Here is a 17210-nt window from a genome sequence, read left to right as displayed (position 1 = left end):
CTGGCTCGAAAATCCGGAGGAGAGGAAAGTCTATGGTCGGGTCAAATGGCCTGCGGCTTCAAGTGCCACGCTTTTTAGTTGATATAGCGCGGCCAGGGCCTCCCGTGGAGACAAAGAATCAGGATCAAGACCAAGCACCTGCTCGAAAATGTCCCTTGTGACATTTTTGCTCGGATCATCGGGCTCGCACGCGATATCGGCGGCCGGTTGATGTCCGTCAAAAAGTGGCAGGGTGCGCTGTCCGGCGGAATGATCCTGCTCAAGTTCTTTCAGGAGACGGGCGGCACGCTCCACCACCGGGTGTGGCACCCCGGCCAGTCGGGCAACATGCACGCCCCAGCTGCGACGCGCTGAGCCGGGGACAACTTCGTGGAGAAACACGACCTGCCCTTTCCAGTCCCGGACCGCCATCGTATGTGGCGAGAGCCGGGGTAACGTCTCGGAGAGTTGCGCAAGTTCGTGAAAATGAGTGGCGAAAATCGTTCGGCAGCGCAGAGTCGAATGCATGGTTTCCAGAACGGCCCATGCGATCGAAAGTCCATCCAGAGTGGAGGTTCCACGTCCGATTTCATCCACCACGACAAGAGACCGGGGACTGGCCTGATTAAGGATTCCTGCCGTTTCTGTCATTTCGACCATGAAGGTTGACCGGCCTCGTGCGAGATCATCCGACGCACCGACACGCGAAAACAGACGATCGACAACGCCGATGTGAGCTGTTTTTGCCGGGACCGGGAGACCTGCCTGCGCGAGGATTACAGTCAGAGCATTCTGACGCAGAAAAGTCGACTTGCCCGCCATATTCGGGCCTGTCAGCAACATGACCCGATGATCGGGCTCAAGAGAGCAGCTGTTCGCTGTAAAACGGGTGCCGGTGCCAAGCGCGGCTTCGACGACCGGATGCCGGCACGCGCTGAGATCGAACGCCATGCTGTCATCGACTTTACTACGGCACCACGTTCCCCCGGTTGCCAGGCTCGCACTGGACTGCACGACGTCCAGAAGGGCAAGAGCTCTTGCCAGCAGGGGTAATTCCTTTTCTTCAAGTGCTCTGGCGATAAGCGCCGTAAAAATCTGCCGCTCACGGATAGTGGCACGCTCAGTGGCTTCGGCAATTCGCGAATCGAGATCAACGAGCTCCTCTGTGGAAAACCGGGCAGCACTGGCCGTGCCCTGTCGGAAACTGAGATCCCCGCGGGTTCGCAGACGCGCGCCGACCGCAGATGGCACTTCCATCACATAACCAAGCTGTGCGTGATGACGGATTTTGAGGCTCGCTACGCCGAAGCGCTGAGCATACTCGTTCTGAAGGGCCGCGATCACACGGCGCGAATCGTCTCGTAAGGCACGTTGAGCATCAAGTTCTCCATCGTAGCCTGATGCGATGAAGCCGCCATCTTCGACGCGTGGCGGCAGCTCATCCGCAAGTGCACGGTCCAGTTCCCGTTCGAGCAGACTGCCGCCCCGCAGGGCTTTCAGTGCCGTTTCCAGTAGCGCGGGACGTTTCCCGTGTTGCACGGCCTCAATCACCGAGACTGCACTGTGCGCGGCGCTGACGGAATCCCGCAGGGTAGCGAGATCACGCGGCTGGCCCCGCCCGACCGACAGTCGGCCCAGTGCACGGTCAATATCCGGAGCGCCGCGCAGAACCTGTCGTAACGCGTCAAGACTGACACTGTCGTGCCGCAGCCAGTCCCAGCAGGCCTGCCGGGCCGTGATACGTTCCGGACTGGTGAGGGGAGCTGCGATCCAGGAGGAAAGCAGCCGCGCTCCGGCTGCTGTGACGGTGCGGTTTACTGCCGAAAAAAGAGTGTGCTGGCTTCCGCCATCCCGCGCTCGCAACAGATCGAGGCTGGCTCGTGTGGCCGGGTCCAGACCCAGCGTATCCTGTTCGGTCTGCGGCCGGGGATGAGATAGTCGCGGCATAGTACCCGCCTGCGATCGGCGGATGTATTCGACCGCCATGAGACCTGCCGCAGCTTCAGCGTCCGTGAAGGTGCCGAAAGCATCAAGGCTGGCAACATTGAAAATTTCAGCCAGCCGGGTCCGGGCGGTGTGAGCCGCAGGTGGTATAGCGCCGGGATGACGCCGTGCCTCGTAATCACCAAGATTGCAGTCCGGGGGCGCCAGAATTTCAGCCGGATCAAGCCTGGCCAGTAAATGCCCGAGATCATTCGTTTTACAGGACGCCGTTTCAAACTGTCCCGTGGAAATGTCGATCCACGCCGCTCCCCGGACATCAGTGCTGCCGCGTCCGTTGCCTTCCTGCGCCAGTGCCACGAGCAGATTGGATCTGCCAGGTTCAAGAAGTTCGTCCTCAGTGAGCGTACCTGGCGTGACCAGACGAACAACGGCCCGTGGAAGGGGACCTTTCTGGGCCGGTCCCGGTCTGCCTTTTCCAGTTTTTTTCGATGGAGATGTTGCCGTCTGTTCAGCGACAGCGACACGGAAGCCGCGCCGAATGAGGCGTGAAAGATAGGAGGGAGCGGCTGCCACTGGTACGCCGCACATCGCGATCGGTTCTCCGGCATGATTGCCCCTGGCAGTCAGTGCGATATCAAGAGCTGAAGCAGCTGCAATTGCATCGTCGAAAAACAGTTCGTAAAAGTCGCCCATTCGGAAGAACAGAAGGAATTCCGGGTTCTCCGCTTTCAGCGCAAACCATTGAGCCATCGCAGGCGAGGCGCCATCGGGAGAGAGCCTGTCGGATGTTTTCAGCGGCACGTTCTGCTCAGTCTCTGTCTTCAAAATTCACTCCCCGACACAGGTATTTCATTGATGATCATAACTTCTTGCCTGGTCTGAACGATCTGAAGGTTCAGATCGTCTCAGGCGGGCCCCGAAACGGCATAAACAGCCATGCTTTCCCAGACACGTTTTACGTAATTTCTTGTTTCAGCATAAGGAATCTGCTCGATCCAGTCGATCAGTGCATCCTGGTCCGCCCCGGTGCGCGCCGGATCACCTCCCGTTTGCAACCACTGGCTGACGCGATGGGGGCCTGCATTATAGGCTGCCGCTGTGTACGGGACGATACCGTCAAATTTCCTGTAAACCTGGTCAAGGTAAGCCGTGCCAAGCTGAATGTTCTCTGCAGGCGTGTAGAGCGTTGAAACTGTTACGGGCCCGGTCCTGGTCCCGCGGGCCATATCCCGCGCAGTGCCTGGCAAGAGTTGCATCAGCCCCACAGCCCCCGAAACACTGACCGCATCCGGATTGAAATTGCTTTCCTGACGCATGAGGGCAAGCGCCAGACCAGGAGGGAGATCTGATTGCGGTTCAGAAAACGGCGCGGGCCACCCCATATCCGGCATGGAGATGCCTTTCTGACTGGCCCGTCGCGCAATGGCCACACCAATATCGGGAAGCCCCAGTTTTTGAGCCAGTTCTCCGAGTGCTCTCTGATCTGCGGCCTCTGTATCCTGGGACAGCAGCAGTGCCAGAAACTCGCGTGCATGTGGACGATCATTCCATGACACGAGGATCTGGGCAGCACGTGCGAGATCGCTGCCATCAACATGGACCTCTGTTGAGGTTGCCTCGGCACTGTTGCGCTGTGCGGCATCGCGCCAGCGCTGCAATGCGTCCCGGAGGGCTTTCGTGGATTGTGCTGGCGAGAGCAATGTTGTTCCCGCATGCGAGAGGGCAGCGACAGACATCTGACCGTAGAATGTCTGCGGAAACTCCGCTGCCCGCTGCCAGTCGGCTATCGCGGACGCCGTATTTCCTTCCTCTGCATGAGCGCGTCCAAGCCAGTAATAGCCTCCGCTTCGGTTCAGAAGAGAGTTGCTATCGGCTAATTTTCTGAAGAATCCTTCAGCCTGTTCCGGATTATGTAACTGACGCAATGCGATCCAGCCGCTGAGAAAAGCCGCATTCCTGTTACGGTTTTCGTCGCTTTGTTCTGTGTCGCATGCGAGCGTAAACGCATCCTGGGTATGTCCGCCTGCGAGGAGAGTGCGTGCAAGGGCCTCGCGTTCTGTCCAGAAGGCAGAGCGGATCGTTGCCGGAGCATTTCGTTCTGCCGTGAAGCCCTGCGTTTTCCACAAAGTAAGCGCATCGTCGTTACGCTCTGCCTTCCTGAGCCAGTGCGCGTGATCAATGATCAGCATCGGATCACTGTCAGCCGGTGGGGTGAGGGCCGTAAGACCGACTTCTGCCTCCGGGTCATTCCTGCGTAAAGCCAGCCGCACCTCTGCCAGCCGCGCCTTGTCCGGCGACAACGTGCTGATGGTGTGGGTTGCAGCAGTGAACTGGCCGGCGCGTTCTTCCCGTTCAAATCGTACCCAGCTATCCGTAGTAGTAAGGTCCGGAGCAAACATGGACTGCAGGAGTGAGGCATCCGTGATGCTGTCAGCTCCGTCGCGCCAGGCAGCACGCGCCGCTGATCGCAACTGCGCGGTTGCACCGATTACGTCGGTACAACGCTTCAGCGCTGCGGCATTGACCGGGGGGCGTCTCCTGCACAGGATGGCGGCAGCCGTATCATCAGGTTCGCGGGCAAGGGCCTGCTGGTAACGTGCTTCAATGAAGTGCCATCGCGGCCAGACCGGACGTGTCGACAGAAAATCTGCGTATGTCCGGGCTGGAACAGGCGCACCGACCGGACCGGTCAGCTGAAGCCAGGTGGTCAGGCGACCAGCAACATCATTCACCGGTCCGGCACTTTCTGCCTGCTGTTCAGTTGGCCAGGCCGATGTTGCAGCTGATTCCGCAGGCTGCGCCTGCGGCGCGCCGGAACATGCTGAGATGCCGAGTGTCGCGACTGCAAGCAGTCGAAAACGGCACCACGTCATGTGATGTGTTCCAGAACCTCATTGCCTCCGCCCACGATAAGCTCAATGGCGACACCGAGAACAACCAGAAGGCCAATCCAGGCGATCCAGCGATACCGGTCGAGCAGACGTGCGATGAGTGTTGCAGCGACTGCCATAAGCAGAACCGAGATGGCGAGGCCGGACACGAGCACCCACATATGTTCGCCAGCGGCGCCGGCAACAGCGAGCACGTTATCCAGACTCATGGAAAGGTCAGCGATAATGATACGCGTGATGGCGCTGCGAAGAGCGCCAGGTGCCGGAGCGCTGTCCTCATGTCGAGCTTCCGAAGTCCGGAGCTCACGATACATTTTCCAGCAAACCCAGAGCAGCAAAAGACCGCCGGCAAAACGCAGCCCGATGACGGCGAGCATTTTTGTGGCAACGACAGCAAGTGCCAGCCGTATAACAGCGGCAGCACCGATACCCACAAGCATTGCGATTCTGCGCTGAGCCGGATCAAGGCGTCTGACGGCAAGGCCGACAACGACGGCGTTATCACCAGCCAGTGTGATGTCGATCAGCACGACCTGAAGGAGGGCGGTCAGAGAGGAAAGCGAGAGCATAATCCGGCTATACAACCTCAGGTGGATCGCCGCCAGCGTTCGCTGACATGGCGGGTTTGACAGAGCGCGACATCACGCGATGACGCACAACTTCCCCAACGATAATCAGTGACGGACTGCGAAATTTTTCCGTAGCAGTACGTTCCGGAAGGGACCGCAGGTCCGCCACGATGACTCTCTGATCCGGCTGTGTGCCCTTCTCCACAGCCGCGGCAGGCCAGTCCGGCGGCAGGCCATGCTGCACCAGTCGTTCACAGAGCATCGCAATTCCGCCAAGCCCCATATAAATTACGATGGTCTGGCCACGGCGCGCGATTGTATCCCATGGCAGATCGAGAGTTCCGTCAGCGCGGGCGTGACCGGTCAGGAAAAGACAGGATTGCGCGCAGTCTCTGTGTGTCAAAGGGATTCCGGCCGCTGCAGCGCATCCGTTGGCTGCCGAGATTCCGGGAACGACCCGAAAAGGGATATCCGCAGCCATCAGTGCTTCGATTTCTTCGCCACCACGTCCGAAAATAAACGGGTCACCCCCTTTCAGGCGCAGCACGCGCTCACCGGCCCGTGCCCGGCGGATCAGTTCGTTGTTGATGGCGGGTTGCGGAAGGGCGTGGTCACTGCGTTGCTTGCCTACAAAAACCCGCTCGGCATCACGCCGGACCCGGTCAAGGATCTCCGGGGGCAGAAGATGATCGTAAAGCACGCTGTCCGCGTTCTGCATGAGACGCAGCGCTTTTAATGTAAGAAGATCAGCGTCCCCGGGACCTGCGCCGACCAGCCAGACTTCACCCTCTCCTGTGTTTCCCTGTGCCAGTTGCTCCAGCGTATGTTGTGCGCTGACATCATCACCCGAAAGTGCCTGTTCACTTCCGGCGCCGTCCAGGAAATGCTCCCATACCCGTCGCCGGGTTTCTGCTGTCGGATGAAGGGTGGCAACTGAAGGCCGCATGCGCTGCATGAAACGGGCCAGTCGCCCCAGGTGTGCGGGTAAAAGTGCTTCAATCTGCTGACGAATGCGTCTGGCGAGAACAGGAGCTGCACCGGCTGTCGAAATAGCGACCAGAACAGGTGGGCGGCGGACTATGGCGGGTGTGATGAAAGTCGATGGCGCCAGGTCGTCGACGGCACAGACAGGGATATTCATGTCACGAGCGATAGCCGCAACCATGCGGTTGACTTCCCGGTCGTTCGTCGCGGCGAACACCAGTCGGTTGCCAGGAAGGTGTTCTTTGAGAATGTCCTCAGAGACTGCAACAGGAAGATGCCGGATACGCCCCGTTGCGGCAATCCGCGTGAGCTCCTCATTCAGTGCCGGGGCAATGAGCATTACAGACGCTTCAGTTGTTATCAGCAGACTGGTTTTATTCGCCGCAATATTGCCCCCTCCGATGATGAGCGCCTTTGAAGCGGCATCCAGGCGGAGCGTGACAGGGAACCAGGGCGTTTGCTGCTCTTTGCCGGGATCAGCATCTGTCATCGGCGATCAGTGGCTCCGTAATGTTATCGTCTCTGGCCCAGCAGATACATGAGTGTGAACAGTCGCCGCGCTGTGGGCTTGTCCATGGCAATTTTTCCGTTGAGCCGCGCCATAAGCAGATCAGAGGCTTCGTCATGGACTCCTCGCCGTCCCATGTCGATGGCCTGTACCTTCGTGCGATTGCCTTCTTCCATAGCCAGTTCGAAACTTTCGATCATCAGCGCGTAGTCTTTGATCAGGCGTCCGAAGGGCGAAAGGGAAATGACATGCGCGTAAAGCGGATTATCCTCCTCATTGCGGACATCGAACACGAGACCTGAATGACCGCTGACTGAAATATGGAGAATGAACGGACCAGTCAGGCCCTCAGGCCGAAAATGCGCGGTCTGACACAGATCAAGAATGGCCTGTTCCCGGTCTTTTCGGCGCTCCGGATGGGCATCTGTCGCGGGATCAAGCGCAGTGTCCAGCACGACACCAATCAGCGCGTCCGGGCGTTCTGATGGCAGGGTCGGTTCATCGCGCCTGCTCCTGCTGTGATGAAGTGTGGTCACACCGTCCCTCCGGCGCTGTCCGGGCTGTTTGCCCTGTTATTGCTTTTTGGTCCGTTCTGATCGTGAACGGGATACTTCTTTAAAGTGACACAGCCAGAGCATTAAATCTTCCGGAAAATGGCACTGGCCATGCGCGGCTGGCCTTTAACTATAGCTGGAAAACAGATTGCATTGTGCAGAAAAATGCGTGTTTTCCTTGTCAGCTGTATCCCTTGCTCTTATGAGGAAGCGCCAACGGTCGGGAACCTGAGGCTCGTTTCCACGCATTCCGTCTGAGACGCGTTCTGCGTCAGCGCTGCTGATGCAGAGGTCTGCCGATCACGGGGAATGCGGGGCTAGGCTGGCGCCCTGGAAAGGGAATCAGGATACCCGCATCACGCAAAAAAGGGGTCCTGTGCCATGGCTTCAAAAGGTTCATTATACGATCGTATCACCGAGGCCCTGGCCTTCGATGATGTGCTTCTTGTGCCCGCGGCATCGGATGTCCTGCCCGCACACGCTGATACTCGTACACGTCTGACCCGCACGATTGATCTCAATATCCCGCTGGTCTCGGCAGCGATGGATACTGTTACTGAAGATGCGATGGCCATTGCGATGGCCCAGCAGGGTGGTCTTGGTGTAATCCATAAAAACCTTGAGCCAGCCGAGCAGGCCGAGCAGGTGCGCCGGGTCAAGAGGTTTGAATCCGGTATGGTTGTGAATCCGGTAACGGTCGGACCGGATCAGACTCTGGCTGAAGTTCGCGCCATTATGAGCAGCCATGGAATAAGTGGTCTGCCAGTTGTCGAGCCTCTGTCCCAGAAGCTGGTCGGTGTGCTGACAAATCGTGACGTCCGGTTTGCCACAGATCCGAGGCAGCGCGTGAGCGATCTGATGACCAGAGAGAATCTGGTCACCGTTCGTCATGGAGCGGATCCGGGTACCGCCCGGCAGCTTCTGCATAAGCACCGCATTGAAAAACTTCTGGTGGTGGATGATGCCGGTCGATGTGTCGGCATTATAACCGTGAAAGATATGGATAAGGCTGTCACGCACCCGCTTGCCGTCAAGGATGGCCTGGGGCGCCTGCGCTGCGCGGCAGCGACCGGTGTCGGAGAAGATGGCTATAAACGTGCCCGCCTGCTGATCGAAGCCGGTGTGGACGTCCTGGTAGTTGATACCGCACACGGTCATTCATCGGGTGTTCTCCGCGCCGTAGAACGCATCAAGAGTTCCCATGGCGAGATTCAGGTAATTGCCGGAAACGTCGCGACGCCAGAGGCGGCGCAGGCCCTCATCGATGTCGGTGTTGATAGTGTGAAAATTGGTATTGGTCCCGGATCAATCTGCACCACCCGTGTCGTCGCCGGTGTCGGTGTTCCACAGTTCTCCGCCGTCCTGGAAACCTCTGCCGCATGTCACGAACTGGGGGTTCCTGCCATCGCTGATGGTGGTGTCCGGACATCCGGCGACATGGTCAAGGCGATCGGTGCCGGCGCTGATGTCGTGATGGTGGGGTCACTGCTGGCCGGCACGGATGAGGCACCTGGTGAGGTCTTTCTGTATGAGGGGCGGTCCTATAAATCCTATCGGGGCATGGGCAGTCTGGGGGCCATGGCCCGTGGCTCTGCTGACCGCTATTTTCAGGAGGAAGTAAAAGACTCCCGGAAGATGGTGCCGGAGGGAATCGAAGGACAGGTGCCGTATAAGGGCGCCATGGGCGCTGTGGTTCATCAGCTGGTTGGCGGCCTCAAGGCTGGAATGGGTTACACAGGGTGTGGTTCTGTTGGTGAATTACAGGTCAGAACCCGCTTCCGGCGCATTACAAATGCAGGCCTCCGCGAAAGCCATGTGCATGATGTGTCGATCACGCGCGAAGCGCCGAATTACCGGCGCGACTGATCGTTCATTCCTGAACGCGTCTGACCAGCGCGTTCGGACAGGCTTTTCGTTTCTCGGACCTCAGGATCATTTATGACGCCCTCCGCCCGGCTTGCTGCTGCCATTGATCTGCTGACGGAGATGGACGCATCACCACGCCGGCCCGCTGATGCGGTCGCGAACAGCTTTTTTCGTGACCGTCGTTTTATCGGTGGAGGTGATCGGCGTGCGATTTCCGCTCTGGTATGGGATACTCTGCGTCACTGGCGCCGGACAGAATGGCTGATCGGGCACGTCGGAGGCGAGGTAACGCCCCGTCTGCGTATCGCGGTGAGACAGATTCTGACCGGAGTCACCCCGGGCGTCGTTTCGCAAGCCTTCGTTGAAGGTCGTTTTGCACCGGGCGCACTGACGCCAGACGAGCGGCACGCTCTTGAAAGCCTCTCGAAGGCAGAGCCTGCGGAAGCCATGCCGGATGCTGTCCGCCTTGAAGTTCCTGACTGGTTGTTCCCTCATCTCCGGACAAAATTTGGCAACGAGCTGGAAAAGGAACTGGAAACTCTCGGACAGGAAGCTACTCTTGATCTGCGGGTCAATACGTTGCAGGGCGACCGTGAGGCGGCCCGTAAGATGCTCCTGCGCGATGGTCTTCGGGCAGAGCCGACACCATTGTCACCCTGGGGGCTCCGCCTGTCAGGCAGGGTTCCGGTGACAGCGAGCGCCGCGTTCAGGGATGGGCTGGTCGAAATTCAGGATGAAGGCAGTCAGCTTGTCGTTGCGATGGTCGGCGCCAGTCCGGAAATGCGCGTGCTCGACTACTGTGCCGGCGCCGGGGGGAAAACACTGGCTATTGCAATGACGATGCAAAATCGGGGGCATATCGTAGCCTGTGATGTTTCAGCGCCTCGTCTCGATGGCGCAGTCCGGCGTTTTCGCCGCGCTGGTGCCCATAATGTAGAACGGCATTTGTTAACGGCAGGAGATAAATGGGCAAAACGTCGTGCCGGCTCTTTCGATCGTGTTCTGGTCGATGCGCCATGCACGGGAACAGGAACCTGGCGACGCAATCCTGATGCCCGCGTCAGGCTCCAGGAGCAGGATCTTGCGGAACTGACAGTCAAGCAGGCTCAGATTCTTGACCGTGCCGCTGCACTGGTAAGACCTGGTGGCCGGCTGGTCTATGCAACCTGTTCTGTCCTCGACGCCGAAAACTGCGACCAGATCGACGCATTTCTCAAACGTCATGAGGACTTCTCACTGGCGACCCCTGAAACAGAAGATGTGCCGGAGCAGTTTCGTGGCTCCGCGACGTTGTCTCTTACGCCTGCAAAAAATGGGACGGATGGTTTTTTTGCTGCCATTCTTCAGAAGAGCGCCTGAGTCGGATTCAGGCCCGGAGAAGGCCCGCCGCCAGAGCTTTTACTGCGGGAACACTGGCTTCCGGAAGCGTGGCACCTACGCTGATCGTGCCGCCGGAGAGGCGAATGAAACCCTCTGTCATGCCATTTTGTATCATGCCTTCTGAGTGCACGATAATGCCATCCTGATCTTCAAGTCCGCCGCTGCCGCCGGTCGTCATCCGGGGCCTGAGTTCCTTTCCCCAGGCCGCACGCCAGTAATCCCTGACTTTCTCAGGGTAAAATCGTCCGTCCACAGTGTATCCGCACAGGAGTTTGTTCTGCGCTGCCATGTAGCCGATTTCAACAGCCGTACCAGGGTCCATGTCCGCCGAGCGCCGAAAAGGGTCGAGACAAAACAGACCGGCGTCACAGCTGTCCATAAGGCTGCGATCCGCTGAAACAATCGCAAGTGTGGTTTCAAAACCTGGCGTGGATCCGTCCAGATCGATCTGTCCATCCAGGGGCGCAACCCCTTCGAGCCCGGCATCTGCGCAAATTTTTTTCAACTCCATGAAGAGACGATCCGCGTCAGGGCGAAAGACAAGATCCCCGGCAAGGTAGATTCGGGGGCGCTGACCCTGGTGGCTCCGGGGAGAGTATTGTTCTGGTGGTTCATGGCTGGCTGAACGAGGCGTGTCATTCATTCCGGAAGTGGGAGAGGAGGGGTGCTGTTTTTCATTTCTGGGCATAGATGCGATCTCATACGAACGGGTGAAAGGCCGGTGCAGATTATCAGGAAGGTTTGACCGCAGCCGATGGGAAGGCCATCATAATGTCATGATCCTGCTGATCGACAATTATGACAGTTTTACCTTCAATCTCGTTCACTACTTCGGTGAGCTTGGTGAGGTTTGCGATGTCCGGCGGAACGATGCGCTGAGTGTCGAAGAAGCGCTTTCGCTTAAGCCTGACGCGATTGTGCTTTCGCCTGGCCCCTGTACTCCGGACGAAGCCGGTATCTGCTGTGATCTCATCCGGGCTGCCGGTCCACTGATTCCGCTGCTGGGTGTCTGTCTGGGCCATCAGGCCATAGGGAAAGTTTATGGTGGCGACGTGGTCAGGGCCCCCAGGCCTGTGCATGGAAAGCTAAGTCCCGTATTTCATGAGAATGCCAGTGTGTTCGCCGGGTTGCCCGATCCGTTCATGGCGACCCGTTATCATAGTCTCGTTATTGATCCGGCGACGTGTCCGGCGGTTCTTGAGCGCACTGCCTGGACGGAGGATGGTATCATTATGGGCGTGATGCACCGCCATTTTCCTGTGCATGGCGTTCAGTTTCACCCGGAGAGTATCGCTTCGGAGTATGGCCATGATCTTCTGAAGAACTTTATGTCGGCTGCTCGTCAGTGGCGTGAACTGTCGCGGGCAGCCTGAGCTGATGATGACTTTTAATCGGGTCAAAGTCTGATGTCCGGATCTGCTGGTCCGGCGCCTGACGACCGTCGGTTTCGGGAATTTCTGTCTGCTGCGGCGACGGGAAAAATTTTTCCGGAGCAGGATGCGGAAGAGGTTTTTGGGCTGATCATGGATGGAGTGGCCAGCGAGTCACAAATATCTGCTTTGCTCATGGCTATGCGTGTGCGCGGTGAACGTCCCGGGGAGTTGCTTGGCGCCGTAAAGGCCGTGCGAGCCCGGATGAAATCCGTGGACGACGTGCCCCCTGGCACGATTGATGTCTGCGGAACAGGCGGTGACGGTCACGGAACGCTCAATGTATCAACCGCTGTAGCCTTTGTTCTGGCTGCACTCGGTGTGCCGGTGGCCAAGCATGGCAATCGCGCCCTGTCGTCGAAATCCGGTGCATCCGATGTCCTTGAGGCGCTGGGTGTTTCACTGGATTCAGACACGACGGTTCTTGGCGCCGATCTGCGTGACCATCGACTGGCTTTTCTGGCTGCGCCACATCACCATCCTGCCATGCGCCATGCAGCCGGGGCGCGACGAGCTCTGGGTATCCGAACGCTCTTTAATTTCGTGGGGCCTCTGGCCAATCCAGCTCGCGTGAAAAGGCAGTTGATCGGAGTGGCTGCCACGCAATGGATGGAGCCGATAGTCGATACCCTGCAAAAGCTGGGCTCGGAGCGTGTCTGGTGTGTCTGTGGTGAAATTTCTGACGGGAAATCCGGCGAGATTACTGGTTATGTCGACGAAGTGACGCTTGCTGGTCCAACCAGAATTGAGATACTCGAAAATGGTGAGCGCTTAAATATCATGCTCACTCCTGATATGGCCGGGCTTCCTGAAGCTCCTGTTTCAGCTATTGCAGGCGGCGGTCCGGTGGAAAATGCTTCCGCACTTGACGCTTTGCTTAAGGGGGCCATGGGGCCTTATCGTGATACTGTCTTACTGAATGCGGCTTGTGCACTTCATGTAGCAGGGCATGCTGCGCTCTTGAAGGATGGTGCCATTGTCCCCGCTGTGCTGCGTGAACTGGTTTCGTCAGCAGGGCATGTTCTGGATAATGGTGCCGCGCTGGCTGTCCTTAACGCGATCCGTGCCCGTCATGTGAGACCGTCGGTCGAAGATAAAACCTCATGTTGCTGAATCTGGAGATGTTCGCATCGACAGTAACCGGTCAGGCTGCTTCGATGCCCCTGGCAGAAAACGCAGCACACGAATCATAGTACGTTGTCATTCACATCTGGTTGCGAGATAGAAACATGATGAACGAGACACCTCAGGTGCCGGATACGGCTACTTACACGGCTGCTGAATCTGCTCCGGACGTTCTCGATCGTATTGTGGCACGTACACGGATTGAGGTAGCGCATCGTTCGACCCTGATGAATCTGAAAGAAATTTCGGCGAAAGCGCGTGAGGTTGAGTTTCATCCACGCGGCTTCGGGCGTGCTCTGAAAGAAAAAACAGCTGATTTGACACCCGGACTGATTGCGGAAATTAAGAAAGCATCTCCATCAGCAGGCTTGCTGCGAGATCCTTATGATCCGGTTGCTATCGCGCGTTCTTACGAAGCTGCCGGTGCCGCCTGTCTTTCTGTGCTTACAGAGAACTCATGCTTCCACGGAACGACCGACGATCTTGTCGCAGCACGTAATGCCTGCCAGTTGCCGGTTTTGCGTAAGGATTTTATCGTCAATCCATGGCAGGTTTATGAGACCCGTCTGATCGGTGCTGATTGTATTCTTCTTATTATGGCTATTCTGAAAGACGAGGAGGCTGCCGAACTCGTCGATCACGCCAAAGGACTGGATATGGACGTCCTTGTGGAAGTTCATTCAGAGGAAGAACTCAATCGTGCGCTTGTGCTTGATACGTCTCTGATTGGCATAAACAATCGCGACCTCAAGACGCTCACGACCAACCTGGAAACGACTGTTACGCTTGCACCGCTGGTGCCGCCGGATAAGATTATTGTGTCGGAGAGCGGTATAAAGACGCATGAGGATATTAAACGTCTGAGCGATGTCGGTGCGAGTGGTTTTCTGGTTGGCGAAACACTCCTGCGCAGCTCCGATCCTGGTGAAGCTCTCCGGGCCCTGCTTGGTAACAGCTGAAAGTTGTTTCGACCGGCAATTACGGAGCGTCCGATAATGACTCGTTCGCAAGAAAAAGTCACAGTCAGCCAGATGCAGGCTGGTGGGTCGTTGACTCATCTTGATGCGGCCGGCAACGCAGTAATGGTTGACGTATCGGCAAAGCCAGACACAGAGCGAACTGCTATGGCGCGTGGCCGTATCGACATATTGCCTGAAGTGCTTCAACTCATCGTGAATGGCGACACCCCAAAAGGTGATGTGATCGCAGTTGCCCGTATTGCCGGTCTGATGGCGGGCAAGAAAACATCAGATCTGATTCCCCTGTGCCACCCGATTTTCCTGACGTCGTTAAAGGTTTCTCTTGAGCCGGATGATGCGGGTATTGAAATTAAAGCTGTGGCGAAAACAACTGGTCCGACAGGCGTTGAGATGGAAGCGCTGACGGCCGTGACCGTCTGCGCACTAACAGTTTACGACATGTGCAAGGCTTTGGATCGAACGATGCGTATCGGAGATATACGTCTTGTGCAAAAATCCGGGGGGCGGTCCGGATTTTTCGTGGCGCCCGGCGAGTCGGGCTGATTTCAGACGGAAACCAGACAGAACACTTTTTCCGGGTGCGTCTGTGGGTTTCTTATGCGGTGTGTAAATGGAGCTCGGTTAATGAACGACGGTGCCAGTGTGACCGATAAAGGGCGAAACGATCCCGGTCTCTCAACTGCAGAACTGGAGCATGCTTTTCACGATATGCTTCTCATCAGGCGCTTCGAAGAGAAAGCGGGGCAGCTTTACGGCATGGGGCTGATCGGTGGCTTCTGCCACCTCTATATCGGACAGGAAGCCGTCGTCGTTGGTGTCCAGCTTGCCCTGAAACAGGGCGATAAAATCATTACCTCCTATCGTGACCACGGCCAGATGCTGGCAGCAGGCATGGATCCGCGTGGTGTCATGGCCGAACTGACCGGTCGCGCCACCGGCTACTCCCACGGCAAGGGAGGATCAATGCATATGTTCTCGCGTGAAAAGAATTTTTATGGTGGCCACGGCATCGTTGGTGCCCAGGTCGCCCTTGGAATAGGCCTCGCATTTGCAAACAAATATCGCGGGACCGACGAAGTTTCGATCGCCTATTTCGGTGAAGGAGCGTCGAACCAGGGTCAGGTCTATGAAAGTTTCAACCTTGCTGCCCTGCATAAGCTCCCCTGCGTCTTCGTCATCGAAAATAACCGCTACGGTATGGGTACCAGCGTTGAACGCGCTTCGGCTTCCAAAGAGCTATGGCGCAACGGCGAACCATGGGGCATTCCCGGTAAGCAGATCGATGGCATGGATGTTTCCGCCGTGAACACCGCCACGAAAGAAGCCGTCGCATATTGTCGCGCCGGAAAAGGCCCTTATCTCCTTGAGATGTCCACATACCGCTACCGCGGTCATTCAATGTCCGATCCGGCGAAATATCGTGCCCGCACTGAGGTCGACGAGATCCGCCAGAAGCGCGACCCGATCGATCATGTTCGTAATGAGTTGCTGGCCGCTGGTATTGAGGAAGAAAAACTGAAGAAAATTGAAACAGACGTAAAGGCTGTCGTTGCCGATGCGAGCCAGTTCGCAGAAACGAGCCCGGAGCCTGATCCGTCCGAACTTTACACAGACGTGCTCGTAGAGGCGTAATTATTATGGCTGTCCAGATTCTTATGCCGGCACTTTCACCCACCATGACGGACGGCAAACTCGTCCGGTGGCTGAAAAAGGAAGGTGATGCCGTTTCGCCAGGCGATGTCATCGCGGAAATTGAAACCGATAAAGCGACAATGGAAGTGGAAGCCGTCGATGACGGCGTGATCGGAAAAATACTGGTGCCGGAAGGCACGGAAAACGTTACCGTCAATACGCCGATCGCCATTCTCACAGAGGAAGGCGAAACCGTTCCCGAGACAGCTGCCAGTGCCACACCGGCCGAACCCGCAAAGTCCGGGCCAGCAAAAGTTGCTCCTGAAGCCACCACAGCACCAGCCGTCCCGGAAAAATCAGTATCGGAATCGGAAAAAGACTGGGGCGAGACTGAAGAGGTTACAGTCCGGGAAGCTCTGCGTGACGCCATGGCGCTGGAAATGCGCCGGGATCAGGATGTCTTTCTGCTCGGTGAAGAGGTCGCGCAATACCAGGGGGCTTATAAAATCTCCCAGGGTCTGCTCGACGAATTCGGTGAAAAACGCGTTCTCGATATGCCGATCACCGAACATGGCTTTACCGGGATGGCAGTTGGCGCCGCCCTGACCGGTCTGAAACCAATCGTTGAATTCATGACCATGAATTTTTCGATGCAAGCCATTGATCATATCATCAATTCAGCCGCTAAAACGCTCTATATGTCCGGTGGTCAGATGGGCTGCCCGATCGTCTTCCGTGGCCCGAATGGTCCCGCAGCCCGCGTCGGCGCTCAGCACTCGCAGTGTTACGGAAGTTGGTACGCACACGTCCCCGGCCTGAAAGTTGTGGCGCCGTGGTCCGCAGCCGATGCCAAAGGCCTTCTCCGCGCTGCTATCCGCGATCCAAACCCGGTCATCTTCCTCGAAAATGAAATCCTTTATGGACAGAAATTCTCTTGTCCTGTCGATGACGATTTTATTCTGCCGATTGGTAAGGCAAAGATTGAACGCCAGGGCGAAGACGTTACCCTCGTCGGCTTCTCAATCAGTGTCGGGACCGCGCTCGCCGCCGCTGATCTCCTGGCAGAGGAGGGGATTAATGCCGAGGTGATCAACCTCCGGTCTCTGCGTCCGCTGGACATCGAAACGATCGTCGGGAGCGTGAAAAAGACCAGCCGTCTGGTCACTGTCGAAGAAGGCTGGCCGTTCGCCGGCATCGGTGCGGAAATCGTCATGCAGGTGATCGAACACGCCTTCGACTGGCTGGACGCGCCGCCCGTCCGCGTGGCCGGCATAGACGTGCCGATGCCGTTTGCCGCCAACCTCGAAAAACTGGCGCTGCCACAGCCCGACTGGGTCGTGAACGCCGTCCGCAAGCTGGTCTGAGGAG

At 57.4% G+C, this 17210-nt stretch carries 15 protein-coding genes; 8 read left to right on the top strand and 7 right to left on the bottom strand.

Annotated elements, in window-relative coordinates:
* Window positions 1-30 precede the first annotated feature (30 nt).
* The 5 genes from mutS to GOB85_RS00920 all read right to left on the bottom strand — a co-directional run bounded on the left by mutS (window position 31) and on the right by GOB85_RS00920 (window position 7411).
* Complete coding sequence (mutS, locus tag GOB85_RS00940; RefSeq protein ID WP_173575944.1) at window positions 31-2673, bottom strand: DNA mismatch repair protein MutS; 2643 nt, start codon at window positions 2671-2673, stop codon at window positions 31-33.
* 155 nt (window positions 2674-2828) lie between these two features.
* On the bottom strand, window positions 2829-4796 hold the full coding sequence (locus tag GOB85_RS00935) for a lytic transglycosylase domain-containing protein (RefSeq protein ID WP_173575730.1): 1968 nt from the start codon (window positions 4794-4796) through the stop codon (window positions 2829-2831).
* A complete protein-coding gene (locus GOB85_RS00930; protein WP_173575729.1) occupies window positions 4793-5383 on the bottom strand; it encodes a YjbE family putative metal transport protein in 591 nt (196 codons plus the stop codon). Before GOB85_RS00930 ends, GOB85_RS00935 begins: the two co-directional genes overlap by 4 nt.
* A gap of 7 nt (window positions 5384-5390) precedes the next feature.
* Complete coding sequence (cysG, locus tag GOB85_RS00925) at window positions 5391-6857, bottom strand: siroheme synthase CysG (protein WP_173575728.1); 1467 nt, start codon at window positions 6855-6857, stop codon at window positions 5391-5393.
* A 23-nt stretch (window positions 6858-6880) separates the two neighbouring features.
* The gene (locus GOB85_RS00920) at window positions 6881-7411 is read right to left on the bottom strand and encodes a UPF0262 family protein (protein WP_173575727.1); all 531 of its coding nucleotides are present in this window, start codon (window positions 7409-7411) and stop codon (window positions 6881-6883) included.
* 399 nt (window positions 7412-7810) lie between these two features.
* Here GOB85_RS00920 and guaB point away from each other — a divergent pair, with 399 nt between their 5' ends.
* Window positions 7811-9295, top strand: coding sequence for an IMP dehydrogenase (gene guaB / locus GOB85_RS00915; protein WP_173575726.1), 1485 nt, complete (start codon window positions 7811-7813; stop codon window positions 9293-9295).
* A 72-nt stretch (window positions 9296-9367) separates the two neighbouring features.
* Window positions 9368-10654 (top strand): RsmB/NOP family class I SAM-dependent RNA methyltransferase, encoded by a 1287-nt coding sequence (locus GOB85_RS00910; RefSeq protein WP_173575725.1) that lies wholly within the window; start codon window positions 9368-9370, stop codon window positions 10652-10654.
* Window positions 10655-10661: 7 nt separating this feature from the next.
* On the opposite strand, the gene GOB85_RS00905 is transcribed toward GOB85_RS00910, so the two are convergent.
* On the bottom strand, window positions 10662-11186 hold the full coding sequence (locus tag GOB85_RS00905; RefSeq protein ID WP_242011186.1) for a nucleoside 2-deoxyribosyltransferase: 525 nt from the start codon (window positions 11184-11186) through the stop codon (window positions 10662-10664).
* Complete coding sequence (locus GOB85_RS19125) at window positions 11177-11314, bottom strand: hypothetical protein (protein ID WP_242011185.1); 138 nt, start codon at window positions 11312-11314, stop codon at window positions 11177-11179. The genes GOB85_RS00905 and GOB85_RS19125 overlap by 10 nt, the downstream gene beginning before the upstream one ends.
* 137 nt (window positions 11315-11451) lie before the next feature.
* On the opposite strand from GOB85_RS19125, the gene GOB85_RS00900 reads away from it, so the two are divergent.
* From GOB85_RS00900 to GOB85_RS00875, 6 genes are all read left to right on the top strand, one after another.
* Window positions 11452-12048 carry an anthranilate synthase component II gene (locus GOB85_RS00900; protein ID WP_173575724.1) on the top strand — a complete coding sequence of 199 codons (597 nt, stop codon included), beginning with the start codon at window positions 11452-11454 and terminating at the stop codon, window positions 12046-12048.
* 33 nt (window positions 12049-12081) lie between these two features.
* Window positions 12082-13218: an anthranilate phosphoribosyltransferase gene (gene trpD, locus GOB85_RS00895; RefSeq protein WP_173575723.1), complete on the top strand. Its 1137-nt coding sequence runs from the start codon at window positions 12082-12084 to the stop codon at window positions 13216-13218.
* 119 nt (window positions 13219-13337) lie between these two features.
* Window positions 13338-14189 (top strand): indole-3-glycerol phosphate synthase TrpC, encoded by an 852-nt coding sequence (gene trpC, locus GOB85_RS00890; protein ID WP_173575942.1) that lies wholly within the window; start codon window positions 13338-13340, stop codon window positions 14187-14189.
* Window positions 14190-14261: 72 nt separating this feature from the next.
* Entirely contained in the window at window positions 14262-14753 is a 492-nt protein-coding gene (gene moaC / locus GOB85_RS00885; protein ID WP_173575941.1) for a cyclic pyranopterin monophosphate synthase MoaC, read from the top strand.
* 81 nt (window positions 14754-14834) lie between these two features.
* The gene (gene pdhA / locus GOB85_RS00880) at window positions 14835-15842 is read left to right on the top strand and encodes a pyruvate dehydrogenase (acetyl-transferring) E1 component subunit alpha (protein WP_173575722.1); all 1008 of its coding nucleotides are present in this window, start codon (window positions 14835-14837) and stop codon (window positions 15840-15842) included.
* 5 nt (window positions 15843-15847) lie between these two features.
* Complete coding sequence (locus tag GOB85_RS00875; protein WP_173575721.1) at window positions 15848-17206, top strand: pyruvate dehydrogenase complex E1 component subunit beta; 1359 nt, start codon at window positions 15848-15850, stop codon at window positions 17204-17206.
* Window positions 17207-17210 lie beyond the last annotated feature (4 nt).

The sequence above is a fragment of the Acetobacter fallax genome (assembly GCF_011516735.1).
GTDB lineage: Bacteria > Pseudomonadota > Alphaproteobacteria > Acetobacterales > Acetobacteraceae > Acetobacter > Acetobacter fallax.
The sequence above is the reverse complement of the archived record's forward strand: the minus strand, read 5'-3'. Positions and strand labels throughout refer to the sequence as shown.